Below are 16,871 nucleotides of genomic sequence, written 5' to 3'. Positions count from 1 at the left end.
ATAATTTCCTGCCCGTTCCCCACCTCATTCCACCGTCAGCTCTTCCCGGACCACCTGGGCAGCGGGCTTCTCGTGTTGCCGGTCTTCCAGCAACCCGAAGCGCTGTTGTATCCGTTTACGCCAGAAAGGCCCGCTGAATACTCCATCGGGCAATCGCGGGAAATCATACAGGGTCCAGCAGGCAAAACTTACTCCGGGAGTTTGCTGCATAACCTCCAGTCCCCGCCGGTAATAGACGGCCTGATCCTCCCGGGAGTGACCGTAGGGGAACCAGAACGGGTTATAGGTTGACATTCCGAACTCACTCACCATAATGGGTCGTCCGGGCACTTTCTCCTTTACGTTTTCAAGCACTGCGGGCAGGTCATCAATGGCCTCGTAGTAGTGGAAGGACGGGAAGTCGACACCCGCAGACAGTAAATCAGCTTCCCCGGCGGTAGACCAACCAATGGTTACGGGGTGCCCGCCATCGTAATGCCGAACCCGCCCCAGCATGTAGTCCAGCCAGTTGATTACGTTACGCCGCCCCTGTCGTTCGAAATCCAGGTCGGGTTCGTTTTTGAGGTCCCACGCAAAAAGTGCCGGGTGATCCCTGAGCTCCAGAATGATGCTCCGTAAGTGCCTTTCGTGTGCTCCGTAGTGCAGCAATCGGTATTCCGGCAGAAAGTCGAAAAGCGTGACCATAACCATGACTCCCTGGTCCTCAGCGGCGTCCAGCAGGTCCCGGAGTTTGGCTAATTCGCCAGGAAGTACCTCCGCCCCGCCGAACAATTCATACTGCACAAAAATCCGGACCACATTAAATCCGAGGCCGCGAATGATGGCCAGGTCCTCCCGCACCGTACCCGGATCATATGCTTCCCAGAACTCAAACCAGGCCGCATCCTGCGCGTAGTAGTTGATGCCTTGGGGCTCAAACCGATTGCCGTTCAGGTAAAAGGACTGACCGTCGAGGGTTACCGGACCAGTTAGGGAGTCCTGCTGAGCCATCGGAGCAGACGCCACGTTTTTCCGCCAGTGGCGGATACGCCAGCGGCCATCATCAAGAGTCATGACCACCTCGTAGTCAGCCGTATCCTGGGCGCGATGGAGCAGGCTTTGGGTCTCAGAATCCCGGACCTCCCGGACAACCTTGACGCCCACGTCCTTCAGCGCCACCGTCTGCTTATCGAAGGCAATGGTGTGCAGGTCCAGGGCGTGGTTCAGGTCAACCTGCTCAACGGTATAGTCTTCTTCCGCCGCCAGCATAAGGTTTAAGGATGGCCATAAATTCTCCGCAAAATGGTCCTTCAGCAGGGCAGAATCCCGCTGGACCGTCGCCAGATTTAGCGCGGACCAGGCCCGGAGATACTCCTCCTTGATTTCCCGCAGCACGTAGTTTCCCGGCCGGGGCTCTCCGTTTTCCGGCACCGTATCCACCCAGGTGGTCACCGGAGAAAATTCCAGTAGATAACTGCCCGATTGTCCAAAAGGGATTCCCCAGGTGGCCCCACTTCGGAAGTACACCAGCACCATACTCATTACCCAGATGGTGAGGGCCAGCAACAGGGCCGTGCCCAGTGCCATCAGGGTCCTTCGCCCCGCAATATTTCTTGCTCTAGAATCCATTCCGCGGGATTTCTGTCAGGGTTATCCGGAGGGGTTTGATCAGTCCTCCCGCGCGTAGCTCGCCGGTGTACTCACCGGGAGGAAGATTGGCGGGAAGCTCAAAGGTACATTGGCCCTCGTAGGTCAGTTTTTCCGCAGCATATTGCTGCCCACCTCCCGCTATTTGCAGTGACACCGGCAAATCATCGCCAACCACCTGCCCCATGACCGCCCCCAGGGGACCTACCTCAACCCTTCTCGCATCGGGTTCGACCCGGAAGGGCATCTGCGTCACGTAGGCGGCAAACTCCAGCGCCAAACTGTTGGACGTTGCGCCGCCCGGTACGTTGGCCGATAACCGCAAGTTGGTCGGCGCTACCGGATTCAGTAGATGAGCCTGCGCGACCCCTCCGGTGGTAAAGGCACGATACTTTCCGTACAAACTTCCGTCTCCGTTGCGCAAGACAAATTCTACTACCGTGCCGTCGGCCACGGGGTTGCCGTATACGTCCATCACGGGCGCAGTGCTCACCCAGTATTCCTGGCGACTGTCGGCAAAGGGATAGAACTGATCGAGTTGGATCACGGTGGTTTCGGGCCAGGCGGGAGTCAGTTCAATGTTCTCTTCTACCGTCCGGGAAGCGTCCGCCGAAGCGGCCAGCAATATCTTGCCCGTTTGGGGACCCGCGGCCAGTTCGTAGCTGCTCACGAGATTGGTCGTTCGCAGTTCCCGAGAGATCGTTTCCCGACCGGGATACTTCACTTGCTGCGTCACCGACCGTTGATTGTCCACCGGATTGCCGAAGGTATCCAGGGGTACGGTGATCATCATGGCCGGTTGCTCACTGTTGACCACCAGGGTTTTGGGGCCGACGTAGGTCTCCATAATCCCCGTCGGGGGGCCAGGGCGGATAAGCAGATTGTGGGTAGCCAACACGCTTCCGTTATGCGCCAGGACCAGATCCACCTTTCCCGCAACCCGCAGCAAATCCTCGGGGATTGGCCATGCGTAAATTTCTCCTTCAGCCTTCAGGCTACCCCCGGGGATTACCCGGATCCCGAACACATTGGTCCAGGTAAGCAACGAATGTTCCACCCCGCTTCCCCGGGCAGTTACGGACAGTGGTGTGCCAACGGATAATCCCCGGGGGGCATTGACAAATTCGGCCACCACCGTGGGGATGTCTTCCGGGGAAGGCTCCCCGCCCCGGCAACCCAGCAGCCCGCTCAGGAGTAGTAATCCCAGTATGTTGATCTTCCACCTACTCATCACTGAAGCTTGCCATTTGTGCCGTTATGCTCAGGTCAAGCGAGCCTTCGCCCGGAAGGCGGAAGGTATGCCGACGGTAGGCGTCCGGTGAAGCGGGAAAGTTCAGGGCTTCCCGGTATGCCCGCCGGGACACACCGTTTACCCGCAGCCGGTCATCATTTCCCCGTTGGACGATGCGGAAGTCCGTTAAGTCCTTTAGGGAAAAGGTGAAAGCTTTTCGCCGCTGGGGACGGATGCCGCCCTCCAGAAAAAAAGCGTCGGCCCAGACCATATCTCCCCCCTGATCGTAATAGTTGATGATGCCCTGCGGGACGATGATTTGTCGGGCACCATAATTGAGCAATTCTCCGTGCAAGCGGCGGTCCTGGTCCAGTCGGAGCCCCTGCACGCCCGTGCGTTTATAGGTTTCGTTCGCAGCGACCATGGACCTAACCGATAGGTCGAAGCTCGCGGGAACGGCTCCGGCGTCGAGCATTCCTTCCTCCACGTCCACCCGGAAGCCCGTATGTTCTTTCGGGTACAGGATGTGCTGCACAACATCGCGGGCATTGTACCGCCCGATTTCCTGCCCCAGACTATCGTATACGGTAGCCTCTACCGTCAGGTAGGCGGGGTCATTATCCACGTTCAGGATCTGCCCGGTAACGGCAAAAGTGCCACCGCCATTGACCAGTGCTGCCGACAGGACATATACGTCGGGGCGGTCCCGAACGTCTCGTTTCTCCACCGTGGTGGCCACCGTGCGGCGTTTTCCCTGGGAGTGAAAGTCCACGCTAGGTAAGCGAACGAACTGGTCGGGAGGAGTACGTTGCTCCAGCGTGAAAGGGCGGAGATACCACCGCAGTCCCCGACGAACCAGCTGAATATCGTGCACCGACCGATAAGTGCGAATCGCCGTGAGCCAGGTGGCGGTAACCATGGCGTGTTTTTCTTCAGCACCTTCGGTAGGCAACCACTCCACTTCCAGAGTATCAAGTTTTGCGTAGGAAGACAGAATACCGCCCTCAACCGATAACTCGAGCAGGTACTGCTCCAGACTCGGACGGTTATCCGGGTCAAAACACTGGTGGGCCGCCTGGAATCGCTTGAAGTCAAGATGACCAAAATAAGCATCGATTAATTGCTCGGGGGTGGCGTGATCATAATGCTGGTAGGCGGCAACCAACGAAGTCCCGCTGACGACCGCAAAGAGCAGGACGGCCCAAATCAGGTTGACGGTCCAGAGCTGCCGTTCCCCGCGGGGAAGAACAACCTGCTTTTCCATGAGTGACCCGAAGCGCAGCCGCACCACGACGTTCAGGAGCAGCCCGAAAAGGAGGCAACTGATGGGCAAGATGCCCCACATCAGCCGGTGAACACTGGATTGGTTCTTCCTGGGCAGCACGGAAGGAAGCGTAGGAATATCCGGCTTCTCCCAAATGACGATATTATTCTCTAGCTGCTGCACCCGGTTCCAGCCGCAAAAGAAGAGCAGGGGGTCGTAAAACTTGTCGTTCGAGAAAATGTACTTGAGGTGATATTTTTCCGGAACCGTGAGGAATTGCTGCAGGGAGCTGATGCCGTCAGCTCCGAGATACTTGGCGTTCTCTAATCGCTCGACCGCCCGGGAGGTCAGCTCCGGAAGGCGGCGCACGGAATGGTAGTTTCCGTCTACGCTCAGGGCATCGGTCTGGGAGGAAAGCCAGGCCATCTGGTCGCCAAACCCGAGGGTGAGAAAGCGCCACTTGTGGTGCTGGTCGCGTTCCAGAAAGCTGACGATGGGGTCCATGTCGATGGCCGTGGGTTGCGTGGCCCGGAAGTTCTGAAAATTTACCACTACCAGTGCCGAGATGACCGTGCCCCCGATAAAAAAAGCCAGGCAAAGCCCGTGGATTACCCGGCCCCATTGCCGTACCAGATATTCCCGGCACCTGCCTTCGGCCAAATGATAAAAAAAGTAGCCCCAGAAAGGCAGGGATAGCAGGGAGGCCCAGTAGGTGAAGCGATCAAGGGTGAGGATGTTGAAGGCCGTCTCCCCGAGCATCATTCGGGGCAGGGGCGTCGTTCCTCCCGTCCCCAGCAGGAAGGCCAGCCCGATGCTGAGCCCCAGGAAAATATTCCGCTTGCGGAACAATTCCCGAAACAGGAAGGGCAGGAAAAAGAGCATCATGCCCCAGGGAATCAGGAAGAAAACCAGCCCGGAGGAGGTGACCTCCAGGAAGTTATCCCGGGAGCCGTGGGGGATGGAAACCTGGGTGATGGGATCGGATTTAGACCAGTACCAGTAAGGGAATATTACGATGGCGGTGATGGTGATGACCGCGATTCCGAAAAATACGGCCCGGGGCAACACCCGGATCACCTCCGCGAAAATATCCCGAAAGTGAATATCATCGTCCCCCGACCGATCCGCGGCGCGATTCATTACCGCCAGGCCGAGGGTGGGCAGAACGAAAAAGACCATGCCGAAAATGGTCGTGACGTGATGAGCGGAGCTGGTGATGGCCAGGATCGACAGGCCGGTAAATAAGCGCCAGCGCTCATCGTGGCGTAACCAGGCGTAGAGTTCCGGACAGGCATTCAGCAAAAAAGCTACCCCGGTAATGCTGGGCAGCTGGCCGAAGATGTGTAGTGCCTCGCCGAAGGAAGTAGAAAACACGGCCAGGATAGCGGCATAGGCCGCCGCTTCCTCCCCCACCCAGATGCGAGAAAACTGAAACACTCCGCGGATGAAGACCAGAATGACAAAAAAGGACCAAAGCAAAAATCCGGCCTTGAGGCCGACGACTTTTGACAGGAGCGCAATGACGTGATGCACCAGGGGCGGGTAACTCGTAACCGTAAAGCCCGTGTACCACTGGTAGTTCCAGGTCTCGAACCAGTGGGAAGCGTAGTGGTCCGCAAAGAACAAATGGACGAAGGCATCGTAAGTCCCCTCGAAGGTGAACAGTAACGTTCCTCCGTGAAGCACCAGGCCACCAAACAGGGCCAAATAGTAGTACTTACGAATGTTCCGGGACATAGAATTGCTTACGATCAGGGGCTAAAGTATTACAAATAATTCGGCCGGAAGCGGCCGCGAAACGGCCCCAAAGCCGGAAAAAACCAAAAAAAGAAGCAATCTCTCCAATTACAGGGAGGAAGGGACAGAACATCGAATTACGGCGATTCCGGGCATTGACTCACGGCAAATTTGTGAGCAAATGATCCAATTATGATTAACGGAATCGTCATCCCCTGCTACAATGAAGCCAAACGTTTACGCTTCGACGCCTTCGCGGAATTCCTGAACAATAATGCCCCGTTTCAACTGTGTTTCGTTAATGACGGCAGCACGGACAGCACCCTGGAGGAGCTCCAGCAATTTCAACAACTGTACCCCGAACGGGTAATCGTGCACGATATGCCCCGCAACCGGGGAAAGGCGGAAGCCGTACGGGCCGGCACTTTACGGTTGGTGGCCGATCCAAAAATCCACAACGTCGGCTTCATGGATGCCGACCTGTCGACCAGCTTTGAAGATTACGCCACGCTGGTGGACATTCTGCGGTCCCCGACCGGTCCGAAGAAACTGGTTTTCGGTTCCCGCAAGATCAGCGAAGACAGTAAGGTGGACCGGTCACTGTTCCGCACCATCGCCAGTGGCGTAGCGGGCACCATGATCCGCGCCATCCTCCGCCTTCCCGTGCAGGACACCCAGTGCGGCGCCAAGGTGTTTGATGCCGATCTGGCCCGCAGCTGTTTCCGGCAAGGATTCGTGACGCGGTGGCTCTTCGACGTGGAGTTGTTCATCCGGGCCCGGAAGCAGTATGGACGCCGTAACATCATGTACCGGATTCACGAACAGCCGCTGCGGGAGTGGGTCCACGTTGAGGGCTCCAAACTCACCCTGAAGGACTCGGTCATGATTCCCGTACAACTCATGAAAATCTTCCTGGCCTATGATCTGCGTCCGGCCCTGACGCTGTCTCCCCAGCGCATCAACCGCTGGTCGTACCGCCTGCGGGCCAGCCTGAACCTGCTCTAACCAAAAAACGGGCGATTCTGCCAAAAAACGGCAGCGGTCTACCATTCATCGAGAATTCCTCGGGCCGGCTATTTCCGGCGATAGATTTGTGTCAACAAAGGGAGAAAGCTCCCCAAGATCTAACTGTTCAATTGTGTGTCTCTCTCAAAACTGTGGCTGTAAACCACACTCTCATTTTTGCAAATAGACCTGTCTCAGTGGCGCTCCTTCGGGAGCGCCACCTTTCAAAAAAAAACCATTGACCAATGTCAACGCTACAAATAGAACTTACCCTTTCCGGTCCCTGCGAAGTGAGCATGCTGCGCCTGAGTGGTAACCTCAGCGGCCTGGAGGCCATCAACTTCAAGAAGGGCATCCTCGAGACCCTCCGCAACCGTCCTCAGCCCCTGATTATCGACCTGAGGGAGATCGAAAAATTTGACCTAGCGGGCCTGAACGCCCTTACGGTCATTGCCCGTGAGATGCGGCAACGCCAGCGGCAACTGAGCCTGATCCTGTCAGAAACCAGTCCCCTGGATGAACTCATCAACCTGACGAAACTGCACACTTGCCTGCCGATTCGCAGAATGCAAGCCGCCTAATCTCCGGTCATGAAGATTCGCAACCTCACCATCCCCGCCTCGACGCTACTGTTTGCCGCCATTGTGGTGGTGAACGCCGGGAATTACCTGATCAACTTGCTCCTAGGGCGCATCCTTGGACCCGAAGCCTTCGCGGAGGCTGGCGTACTGGCCACCGGCGTGCTGATGCTGTCCTTCGTGGCCCTGGGCTTTCAGCTCACGGCCGCCAAGTTTGGCGCACAGGATTCCGCAGCCGGGTTTAAAAAGTGGCTGCTCCACCGGGCCACCCTGGTGGGTACGGTCATTAGTCTGGTGATGGTGCTGGGCAGCGAAATTCTCCGGGACTACCTTCAGTTCAGCTCGGTCGTCCCCTTTCTGGTGCTCGCACCCGCCATCCCCCTCTACCTGCGGATGAGCGTTGGGCGGGGACTGCTGCAGGGCGATCTTCAATTTGGCCGCTTGGCCGCCAGCTACCTACTGGAAATGCTTGGCCGGCTGGTCATCACCTGCCTACTCATCGGTCTGCTCATCACCCTGGGCGGCGACTGGGCTACGCTGGCGGTTACCCTGGGTTTCCTGGCCGCCTTTGTGGCGGCTTACGTGCCCACCTTCAAACTGGAGAAATCACTCCCCACCGGGCTTCCTTCCCGGAAGCTCCGTCGCGGGATGATCAACTTTATCCTGGTGATGGGAGCCTATGAACTCAGTCAGATTCTCATCAGTCACAGTGACGTCATTCTGGTAAAGCATTACTTTAATGCCGAAGAAGCCGGACTGTACGCAGCGCTGGCGCTCATTGGACGGGTGGTATTTTTTGCCACCTGGTCGGTCGTAACGCTGCTTTTTCCCAAGGTAATCCAGGCCGAGAAAGCCGGTGAGCCCCACCGCCACCTGTTCTACCGCTCCCTGCTCATCGTGATGACGATGGGCGTGGTCATCACGATGACCTGCTTCGGGGCTTCGGATCTGATTGTCCACCTGCTTTTCGGACAAGCGTTTCACAGCATTGGCCAGGTGCTCTGGCTCTATGCCCTGGCGACAACCCTGTTCGCCTGCGCGAACGTCTTCGCCTACTACTACCTATCCCTGAACTACTACCTCCCCGTGGTGCTCTCGGGCATAACGGGAATCCTGCAGATCATTCTGATCTCCTATTTCCACGACAGTATTATTTCCATCATATACCTGCAGATCATCCTGATGGGAGGACTCTTCCTCACCATGACGGTGGTTCATGCCCTTAAACAACGAGAAGATGCACAAGCAAAAAATCGCCCTTATCTCACCCTATCCACCAAGTAAGGGTACCCTCAATGAATATGCCTACCACCTGGTGGCACAGTTCCGGGAAAAGGAACAGATTGAAGAAATTGTCCTGATTACGGACCAGCTCCCGGAAGGCGAACAGTACGAGATTCCCGAGGGAAAAGTTCCGGTGAACCTGCAGGACGTTTGGAAATTCAACAGCCTGAGTAATCTATTCAAGATCCTCAAAGCAGTTAGGACCTCCAAAGCCGACGTTGCCTTCTTTAATATTCACTTCCTCTCCTTCGGAGATAAAAAGCTGGCGGCAGGATTAGGACTCCTCACGCCCCTCTTCTGTCGCCTGATGGGCGTCCCTTCGGTGGTGCTGCTGCACAACCTGACCGAAACGGTAGACCTTTCCTCCGCAGGAATCACGAATAACCGTCTGTTGCAATCCATCTTTGGCCTGATCGGGACCCTGCTGACGTTCATTCTGCTGCAGTCCAATTTGCTCACGGTAACCATCTCCAAGTACGTCAACATCCTGGAGAAGAAGTACGGCGCCAAGAACGTGGCCCTGGTTCCCCACGGCACCTTTGAGACCACCGAAACGCCCGATTTCCGGCTCCCGGCCGGACCGCGGCAGATCATGGCCTTCGGGAAATTCGGCACCTACAAAAAGGTGGAAGAAATGATTGAAGCCGTCGAGCTCGTGCGCAGCCGCACCGACGAGAACATTGAAATCGTTATCGCCGGTACGGACTCCCCCAACCGCGTCGGATACCTCGAGGAGATCAAGCAGCAATACGCTAAAGTGGACCAGATTCGCTTTACGGGCTACGTGGCCGAAGAGGACGTCCCGACGGTATTTGGTGATAGCGCCATCACGGTATTCCCCTACACGAGTACCACCGGAAGTTCCGGCGTACTTCACCAGGCGGGCAGCTACGGCTGCGCCTGCATCCTGCCCAACATCGGCGACCTGAAGACGCTGATTGAAGAGGAAGGATACGCCGGAGAGTTCTTCCAGCCCGGATCCGTGGAAAGCCTGGCCGACGCCATTCAGAAGCTGCTCGAAAACGAGGATCAGATTCTGGACCTTGCCCAGAAAAACTACGCAGCTTCCGCCGGCCTGCCGATGGCCGACATCGCCGACTGGTACCTGCTGCACTTCGAAAACCTGATGCCCGCACCGGCTTTCCAGCCGGTGCCCGCCCTGGCGTACTAGCACCTAATCTTCTCAGGCATTTCGCCGATCAGTGGAATCCTCCCAGGAAGCCAACAGCTGCTCGATGATCTCGTCCTGATGGGGACCGCCCATAAGACGCAATTGCTCCAGAACCCGTTCTCGGTCGGCCGAACGGACCGGATAGGACGGCGAGGCCAACAGCTCTTCCTTCGGGGCCAGGGAAAAGAACAGCTCATCGGTCCAGGAATTTCTCAGACCATCAATTACCAGGTGCACCCGATCGGTAGTGCCACGGTTGACGACCCGGTGCAGGTGATTGACGTTGGTATACCAGCAGCTACCCGGTTCCATTACCAATTGCTCTCCCGCCAGCACAAACTCTACCCCATCGTTCGTTTTGACCGGAATATGGAGCCGAAAGTTGCCGTCCTCGTAGCCCATCTGCCCGTCGGAATGCTCCTTGATGATGGCTCCCGGACGAAGCCAAAGCAGCCTCGCACTGGTCAGCGTACACTTAAAGGTGGACAATACGGAAGCGAAATAGGGGCACCGGTCCAATAACTCGGTAGCCTTTAGTGGCTCCTCCACGTTCGGGTTACCGAGCGTAATGTCCTGAAATTGGCCGGAAGGGGAAAGGAAAGAAATGCCCCGCCAACTTCCGGAAAAGCACTCTTCGTTGTAGTGAGCCTTCCAGTCAAGACGCAACAGGTCATCCAGTTCGGACACCATTCTGGCCACGTCAAACTGATATGGCAGTCGCAAAAAGGGAGTCGCCCTGACGATAATCGATTCCATGCTCTGGGCTTTACGCTAGGAGATGATGCTCAGCGGCTGGGTATCCACCCAGTTACCCCGGGTGAAATCCGGGAAGGGTTGCGGAGCCCCCCCGCTGGCCACCGATCGTTCACTCAGCGGGGCCACCGCGCTCCACAGGCAGCCCTCATATACGTTCTGGTCCAGGGGTTGGCCTTGCTGAAGGCATTCCACAATCCGGTACATCATCATACCGTCCATTCCTCCGTGGCCACTGTTTCTGGTCTTATCGTTCAGTCGCTTGTAGAGGGGGTGATCGTATTTTTCGTAGACCGCCGCCAGCTTCTCTCCCTGCACCCAACGATGGTGGTCTTCCGTAATCCCCATAACGCCTCCCTCCAGGGCCACCCGGGTCGGAAATCCGGCCAGGGCTCCTTTGGTTCCCTGGATGAGGTTCAGCCGGGAATAGGGCCTGGGGCTGGTTTCGTCCCACTGTACCATAATGGTTCGTCCGAGCTGGGTCTTAATGATGGAAGTGTTCAAATCTCCCCCCTTGAAATCCAGGGCATTCCACTTATGATCTTCCGGGTAATTCTTCTTGGCGTAGGCCTGCCGGCCCAGGGCCGGCGTCGAGAAGGACACCAGGCTACCGAAGGTATCCTCTCCCCGCCCCAGGTTCATGTACTGGGCGACCGGCCCCAGTCCGTGGGTAGGATAAAGATTACCGTTCCTTTTGGCGTAGTGATGGGTCCGCCATGAGCCCGTTCCACGCTCCTCCTCCGCCATCTGCCAACGCAATTCGTGGATGTAGGCGGCCTCGGCGTGGAGTAAGTCCCCCAACAGCCCCTGCCGGCACATGTTCAGGAACATCAACTCATCCCGACTGTAATTGACGTTCTCCATCATCATGCAGTGCTTGCGGGTGCGTTCCGAAGTATCCACGATTTGCCACATCTCATCGAGGGTCACGGCAATGGGCACTTCCACAAAGGCATGAGCGCCGGCTTCCATCGAGGCGATCGCCATCGGGGCGTGGTTGTGCCAGTTGGTAGAGATGAATACCACGTCCGGTTTTACCTCTCGCAGCATCGTACGCCAGAGGTCTTCCTCTCCGTGATAGGTTTCCACGTTGGCGTGCTGTCCGGGCTCCCCGGTTTTACCGGCAACGGACTTCCATTTCATGACGTTGTCCTCATACAGGTCACTGATGGCCACCACTTCCGTGCCGGGTAGCCCCGCAAAGAATTGCAGGTGGTAGCCCCCACGGGCCCCCACCCCGATGAAGGCCGCACGGATTTTTTCTATCGGAGGTGCCGCAAAATCCCCCATGTACTGGGCGTTCTGTGGACGTGACGAAGGAGTATCGGACTGTCCCGCCAATCGGGCACCCGCCGCCAGGGCGGCAGCCCCAAGCGTAGATTTTTTCAGGAATTTTCTGCGATCCAGACGAGCCATAATGTGCATTTACTTGAGGGTAAAATACACTTCGACCCCGCTCCCCCCAAATCGACCACAGGATAAATGTCAAACTTCCTGCGCCAGTGTCACTGACGTCTACTGGTATGGGGTAAGGTTTCGGTCAGGGACCGCTTTTACCCCAGCGCCATTCTGATTAGGGTACCAAAAACGTAAACCAGGGGAAAAAAGGTGATACAGGCGACGCAGACAAACGGGCGATTGCGATTTTCGGACATGATATAGTGTGTAAGGTGAACTGCCCCTTAATTTAGGGGAAATTCAGTTTGTTACACCTGTATCAAATTATTTTTTCCCTAACCCTCGAAGTTGATTGTCAATTTACCAGTAACCTAAGATGGCGTTTGGTCATCCAGAAACAAAGTAACTTCTTCCAGGCTGAGGTTAACGGCCTGAATGATGCCCTCCCGATCGAGCAGATAGTTGAAGGGGATGACCTGTATTCCCATCTCCTCCTGAAGGATTTGTTCATCGTCCAATAAATTGAGCCAGGGCAGTCCGTCTTCCCGAATGGCTTTCTCCCAGGCTTCCCGGTCCTCGTCAATGGAAATGCCGATGATTTGGAGCTGATTGGCCGCCTCCGTCGCCAGCGCCACCATTTCGGGGTGCTTCTTCCGGCAGGGACCGCACCAGGACGCCCAGAAATCAACCAGGGTCAGGGAGGCCGATGGATTGGGCGTAACCGGATGATGGGCCGGCAAATCGGCGTAGGCTGGGAAGGGTTTCCCTACCTGGTATTTCCCCATGGCCGTCAATCCGGTTCGAATCATCTTCAGATCCCCGGCCTGCTGGTGCGCCGTATCCAATTTGGCCGCCAGTTGTTCCAGCTGCGGAAAGGACAGGACGCTGCTTCCGGCACACTGATCGGCCAGAAGTTTACCCACCACGGAATTTTCCGGGTGCGCATCCACGAGAGTATTGAGTCGCTCGTAGAGAAGGTCCGGGTAGAGGGAAGAATCACGGTGTTCCTTCACAAAGTCGCTGAATTCATCCAGTACCCGCTGAGCCACCGAGCCCTCGATGCTCTTGAGATTGTAAATATTATACGTTTCGTTGTTCTGTTCGGAAGTCCAGAAGTCTCCGACCACGGAAATCTCTCCGTTTTCCAGGTAAATCCAGGCGACGTTAGCCGGTGGTTCGAGGGTGAGCCAGGCCTGCACGGGCTTGTCCACCGAGCCCGTAAAGGTATAGGCTCCATCCACTACCTCGGCGGTGTCCCGGAAGTCACCGTAGCTGAGGTAAATGTTACCGGAATAATCACCGTTCACCGCACCGGAAATGTGGTAAGTCGGATCGACGGGATCTTCCGGGGCGCAGGCAAAAATGGCCAGGCAAAAAACTGCGGAAAGTAAGATTCTCAAGGAGGTGGTTGATTGCAGGGTCGATGGAATTTTGGTGATGCCTCCGGGTTCTAGATTAAGTCGCGGGGCATCGAGTTATTACAGCAGGCGACGAGCGCAGGTGCCGGGCAATTTCCAGTCAAGCTGGCACCTGCGCTCCGTCGCCCCGATAATCTAGTTTTTAATCGCCGGTTTTGGGTAGGGAGGATTCTTCACCTCCGTCTTCTGCTGGGCCTCCAGCATTTTAAGGACTTCCCGCACCCCGCGTTCCAGTTGGGGATCCCGGCCGTTACTGAGCGACTGGGCATCCTGCCGCACGGCAATGTCGGGAGCAATACCGGTGTTTTCTCCGATGTACTGCCCCTTCGCCGGATCGAATACCGCGTTGTCGGGAGCGGTGAGTGCTCCCCCATCCACGAGTCCGTAATGCACCGAAGATTTCACCAGCCCACCCCAGGTAGTCGCCCCGATGAGGGGGCCGGCCTTCTGCTGGCGGAAAACCCAGGGGAAGAAGTCTCCCCCCGATCCGGCACGTTCATTGATCAACAGCACCTTGGGGCCCAGAATGCCCGCGGGAAGACGGAAAGGTTTACCGTTCGGGACTTCATTGGTGATCGCCGCCCGCAGCGATCGGGTCATGAGATCAACCATGTAATCGTCCAGCAGTCCACCACCGTTGAAGCGTTCGTCAATGACGGCCCCTTCCTTGTCCTGCTGGGCGAAGTAGTAGCGGTTAAAGTTCACGAATCCCGGTCCACCGGTATTGGGTACCCAGATGTAGGCCAGCCGGCCACCGGAGAGTTCATCCACCTTGCGGCGGTTGTCTTCCACCCAGCCCCGCTGCCGCAGAGCATTCTCACTCCGGATGGGCTCCACGACAATTTCCCGGTGGCCATCAAAGCTGGCCGCGGAATTCACGTGCAGAATCGTCTGCTTCCCGGAAGTTCCGTCTAGCAGCGCAAAGGGATTCATGGTCGCCGTCAACTCGGTTCCGTTGATCCCCACCAGGTAATCCCCTTCACTTACCTCAAGTCCCGGTCGGTCCAGCGGACTGGATAGGCCGGGGTTCCAGCTCTCGGTGGTGTAGATGCGGGTGATCCGCCAACGGCCGGATTCGATGGCCAAATCTGCTCCGAGTAACCCTACCTGGGAGGGCTCCGTGTCGGGGTAATCGCCTCCGAAAACGAAGCTATGCCCCACACTAAGTTCTCCGTTAATTTGATCCAGCAGGTAGGTCAGATCCGCCCGGTGCCGAACGTAGGGCAAGAGCGGAGCATACCGGGCGTACACTTTGTCCCAGTCCCGGCCGTGCAGGCCCGGATCGTAGAAATAATCGCGTTCGTAGCGCCAGGCTTCGTCAAACATTTGCTTCCACTCGGCCATGCGGTCGAGCTTCATGCGTAACTTGGGACTGAAGGAATCCCCGTTCTTGCCACTGGGGCCACCGGTCTTCACCCTTTTCCATCCCGGGCCGCTGCGCAGAATCATCTGCTTGCCGTCGGCGGAAACCGCCAGTCCCCGGACTCCCGCAGCGAATTCCTTGGCCTCACGCTCCTTGAGGGTGAATTTATGGAGGGTCAGTCCCGGAGAACCGGGTTTCCGTTCTCCCAGGAAGAGGCTACCCGGTCCACCGGTTGCCGTCAGCCGGTAATTGGCCGTGGGCACCGGCAGGGCAATGGTGCGACGGTCCAGCCGGTTAAAGTCAATGGTGACGCCATCCTTCTTCTTTTCTTTAGCCTCTCCCTCTTCCTTTTCGTCTTCTTTGTCTTCTTCTTTTTCGCTACTGTCCCCTTCCTTCTTTTCCTCTTCTTCCACTTCCTCCTCGTCGCTTCGGGGAATGAAGGGGGAATCCTCGTCCGAAGGCAGCACGATCACGTAAGCGGCGTAGGTGGGGTCCGCCTGGATGGCGCTGGTATTGGCCCAACCCGAGCCGAGGGCGAGGTTGGTACTGGCCAGGAAATAGAAATGCTTTTTATCACGGTCCCAGGAGGGCGCAAAGGAATCAGCGAAGGCGTTCGTCAGGGGGCGCACTTCATCGTCTTCCTGGTCCCAGGTCATGATCCGCCGAAAATTATTAGCCCCCGACTTCACGTAGGCCAGATAACGGGAATCCGGAGACCAGGTCAGGCTGGTACCGCCACGGTCGAGGTTGGTACCGCCGACGTCCACGGTTTTCAGATCTCCCGTCTCCACGTTAATGACCCGAATCCGGACGTCATCATCCGTGAAGGCAATGTGTTTCCCGTCCGGACTCCAGGCCGGGTCCCAGGCCATTTTGGAGGCACCGATGGACAGGACCCGGGGCGTGCCTCGTCCGTCCTGATCGTTCAGGTACAGGCCGTATCCGTTCCCGCCGGCGTCCGAAAACCAGGCGATCTGGTCGCCTTTGGGCGACCAGAGGGGTGCTCGATCCGCGGCCCCGGAGGAAGCAGTAAGGTTGCGTGCGTCGCCGTATTCCACGGGCACGGTAAAGATGTCACCGCGGGCGGCCATCAGCGCCCGCTTGCCGGTGGGCGACAGGGACACGGATCCGGCACGGCTACTGACGTCTTCCCACTTCGTTTCCGCCCAGGGGAAATCACCGATGACCGTAACGTTCAGTTGGGTGACCTGCCCACTGCCGGGTTCCACCGTGTGCAGGTATCCATTTTGTTCTACAATCAACTGCCCCCCGTGAGCGGAAAGCCACTTCGCGTCGGTTTCCCGGAAATTGGTCACCTTCCGGAGGTCGCCCGAACGCACGTTATAACTCCAGACGTTCATGGTCCAGTCGCGGTCGGATAAGAAGAATACTTCATTGCCCACCCAGGTCGGATGAATGTCCGTAGTCCGCTCGTTGGGGATCAGGGTTTCTTCCTGGGTATCGAGATCCAGGAGAATCAGGGGCGTATTCTGTCCTCCCCGATAGGCCCGCCATTCGACGTCCCAGCGGCTCATTTTATCAAGGGCCATCTGCTTTCCGTTCCCGGAATAGCTGCCATCAAAGCCCCACTGTTCACTCAGCAGCTTGGCGGGGCCACCCGCTACTGGTACCGTCCACAGGCGGTTGAAGCCGACCGGTGCGGTTTCCCGGGTGCTGGCGAAGAGCACCGACTTTCCGTCGGGCGTCCACCCCCGGACCGTGGCCGAAGAAGGGTGCCAGGTGAGGCGGGTGGGTATCCCTCCCTGCGCATCCACGACGTAGACGGCATTACTGCCCTGACGATTACTAGTGAAGCCAATTTTCGATCCGTCAGGCGAAAAATGGGGGGTTGATTCTACGGCCGGCGTGCTGGTAATTCTCCGCACATTATTACCGTCCTTATCGGCGGTCCAAACGTCGCTTCCGTACACGAAGACGATCGAGTTGTCGCTCATGTCCGGCTGCCGAAGCAGGCGGGTGCCCTGGGCACTGAGCATTTGGCATGAGATGAAAAAGCCTCCCAAGAGGAGGAGACACCGAAAC

At 57.2% G+C, this 16,871-nt stretch carries 11 protein-coding genes; 4 read left to right on the top strand and 7 right to left on the bottom strand.

Annotated features, from left to right (window positions below; translation table 11 throughout):
- Positions 1-24: 24 nt before the first annotated feature.
- Genes E1J53_RS14505 through E1J53_RS14495 form a run of 3 tightly spaced genes read right to left on the bottom strand, consistent with a single transcriptional unit; the run spans position 25 to position 5,858 of the window.
- Entirely contained in the window at positions 25-1,608 is a 1,584-nt protein-coding gene (locus E1J53_RS14505) for a cellulase family glycosylhydrolase (RefSeq protein ID WP_134272149.1), read from the bottom strand.
- Positions 1,598-2,857: a hypothetical protein gene (locus E1J53_RS14500; protein ID WP_134272148.1), complete on the bottom strand. Its 1,260-nt coding sequence runs from the start codon at positions 2,855-2,857 to the stop codon at positions 1,598-1,600. The genes E1J53_RS14505 and E1J53_RS14500 overlap by 11 nt, the downstream gene beginning before the upstream one ends.
- Positions 2,850-5,858: a hypothetical protein gene (locus E1J53_RS14495; RefSeq protein ID WP_134272147.1), complete on the bottom strand. Its 3,009-nt coding sequence runs from the start codon at positions 5,856-5,858 to the stop codon at positions 2,850-2,852. Before E1J53_RS14495 ends, E1J53_RS14500 begins: the two co-directional genes overlap by 8 nt.
- Before the next feature lie 192 nt (positions 5,859-6,050).
- On the opposite strand from E1J53_RS14495, the gene E1J53_RS14490 reads away from it, so the two are divergent.
- The 4 genes from E1J53_RS14490 to E1J53_RS14475 all read left to right on the top strand — a co-directional run bounded on the left by E1J53_RS14490 (position 6,051) and on the right by E1J53_RS14475 (position 9,896).
- Positions 6,051-6,863, top strand: a complete 813-nt coding sequence (locus E1J53_RS14490; protein WP_134272146.1) for a glycosyltransferase — start codon at positions 6,051-6,053, stop codon at positions 6,861-6,863.
- Between the two features lie 245 nt (positions 6,864-7,108).
- Complete coding sequence (locus E1J53_RS14485; protein WP_134272145.1) at positions 7,109-7,444, top strand: STAS domain-containing protein; 336 nt, start codon at positions 7,109-7,111, stop codon at positions 7,442-7,444.
- 9 nt (positions 7,445-7,453) lie between these two features.
- Complete coding sequence (locus tag E1J53_RS14480) at positions 7,454-8,725, top strand: sugar isomerase (protein ID WP_134272144.1); 1,272 nt, start codon at positions 7,454-7,456, stop codon at positions 8,723-8,725.
- The gene (locus E1J53_RS14475) at positions 8,679-9,896 is read left to right on the top strand and encodes a glycosyltransferase (protein ID WP_134272143.1); all 1,218 of its coding nucleotides are present in this window, start codon (positions 8,679-8,681) and stop codon (positions 9,894-9,896) included. The genes E1J53_RS14480 and E1J53_RS14475 overlap by 47 nt, the downstream gene beginning before the upstream one ends.
- Positions 9,897-9,908: 12 nt before the next feature.
- On the opposite strand, the gene E1J53_RS14470 is transcribed toward E1J53_RS14475, so the two are convergent.
- From E1J53_RS14470 to E1J53_RS14455, 4 genes are all read right to left on the bottom strand, one after another.
- Entirely contained in the window at positions 9,909-10,652 is a 744-nt protein-coding gene (locus E1J53_RS14470; protein ID WP_134272142.1) for an aspartyl/asparaginyl beta-hydroxylase domain-containing protein, read from the bottom strand.
- A gap of 15 nt (positions 10,653-10,667) precedes the next feature.
- Positions 10,668-12,065 carry a Gfo/Idh/MocA family protein gene (locus E1J53_RS14465; RefSeq protein WP_134272141.1) on the bottom strand — a complete coding sequence of 466 codons (1,398 nt, stop codon included), beginning with the start codon at positions 12,063-12,065 and terminating at the stop codon, positions 10,668-10,670.
- A 353-nt stretch (positions 12,066-12,418) separates the two neighbouring features.
- Positions 12,419-13,447 carry a TlpA disulfide reductase family protein gene (locus E1J53_RS14460; RefSeq protein ID WP_134272140.1) on the bottom strand — a complete coding sequence of 343 codons (1,029 nt, stop codon included), beginning with the start codon at positions 13,445-13,447 and terminating at the stop codon, positions 12,419-12,421.
- 153 nt (positions 13,448-13,600) lie between these two features.
- A complete protein-coding gene (locus E1J53_RS14455; RefSeq protein ID WP_134272139.1) occupies positions 13,601-16,825 on the bottom strand; it encodes a S41 family peptidase in 3,225 nt (1,074 codons plus the stop codon).
- Positions 16,826-16,871 lie beyond the last annotated feature (46 nt).

The sequence above is a fragment of the Lewinella sp. W8 genome, from assembly GCF_004375085.3.
Lineage (GTDB): Bacteria > Bacteroidota > Bacteroidia > Chitinophagales > Saprospiraceae > Neolewinella.
This window is presented reverse-complemented; position numbering and strand designations above follow the sequence as displayed.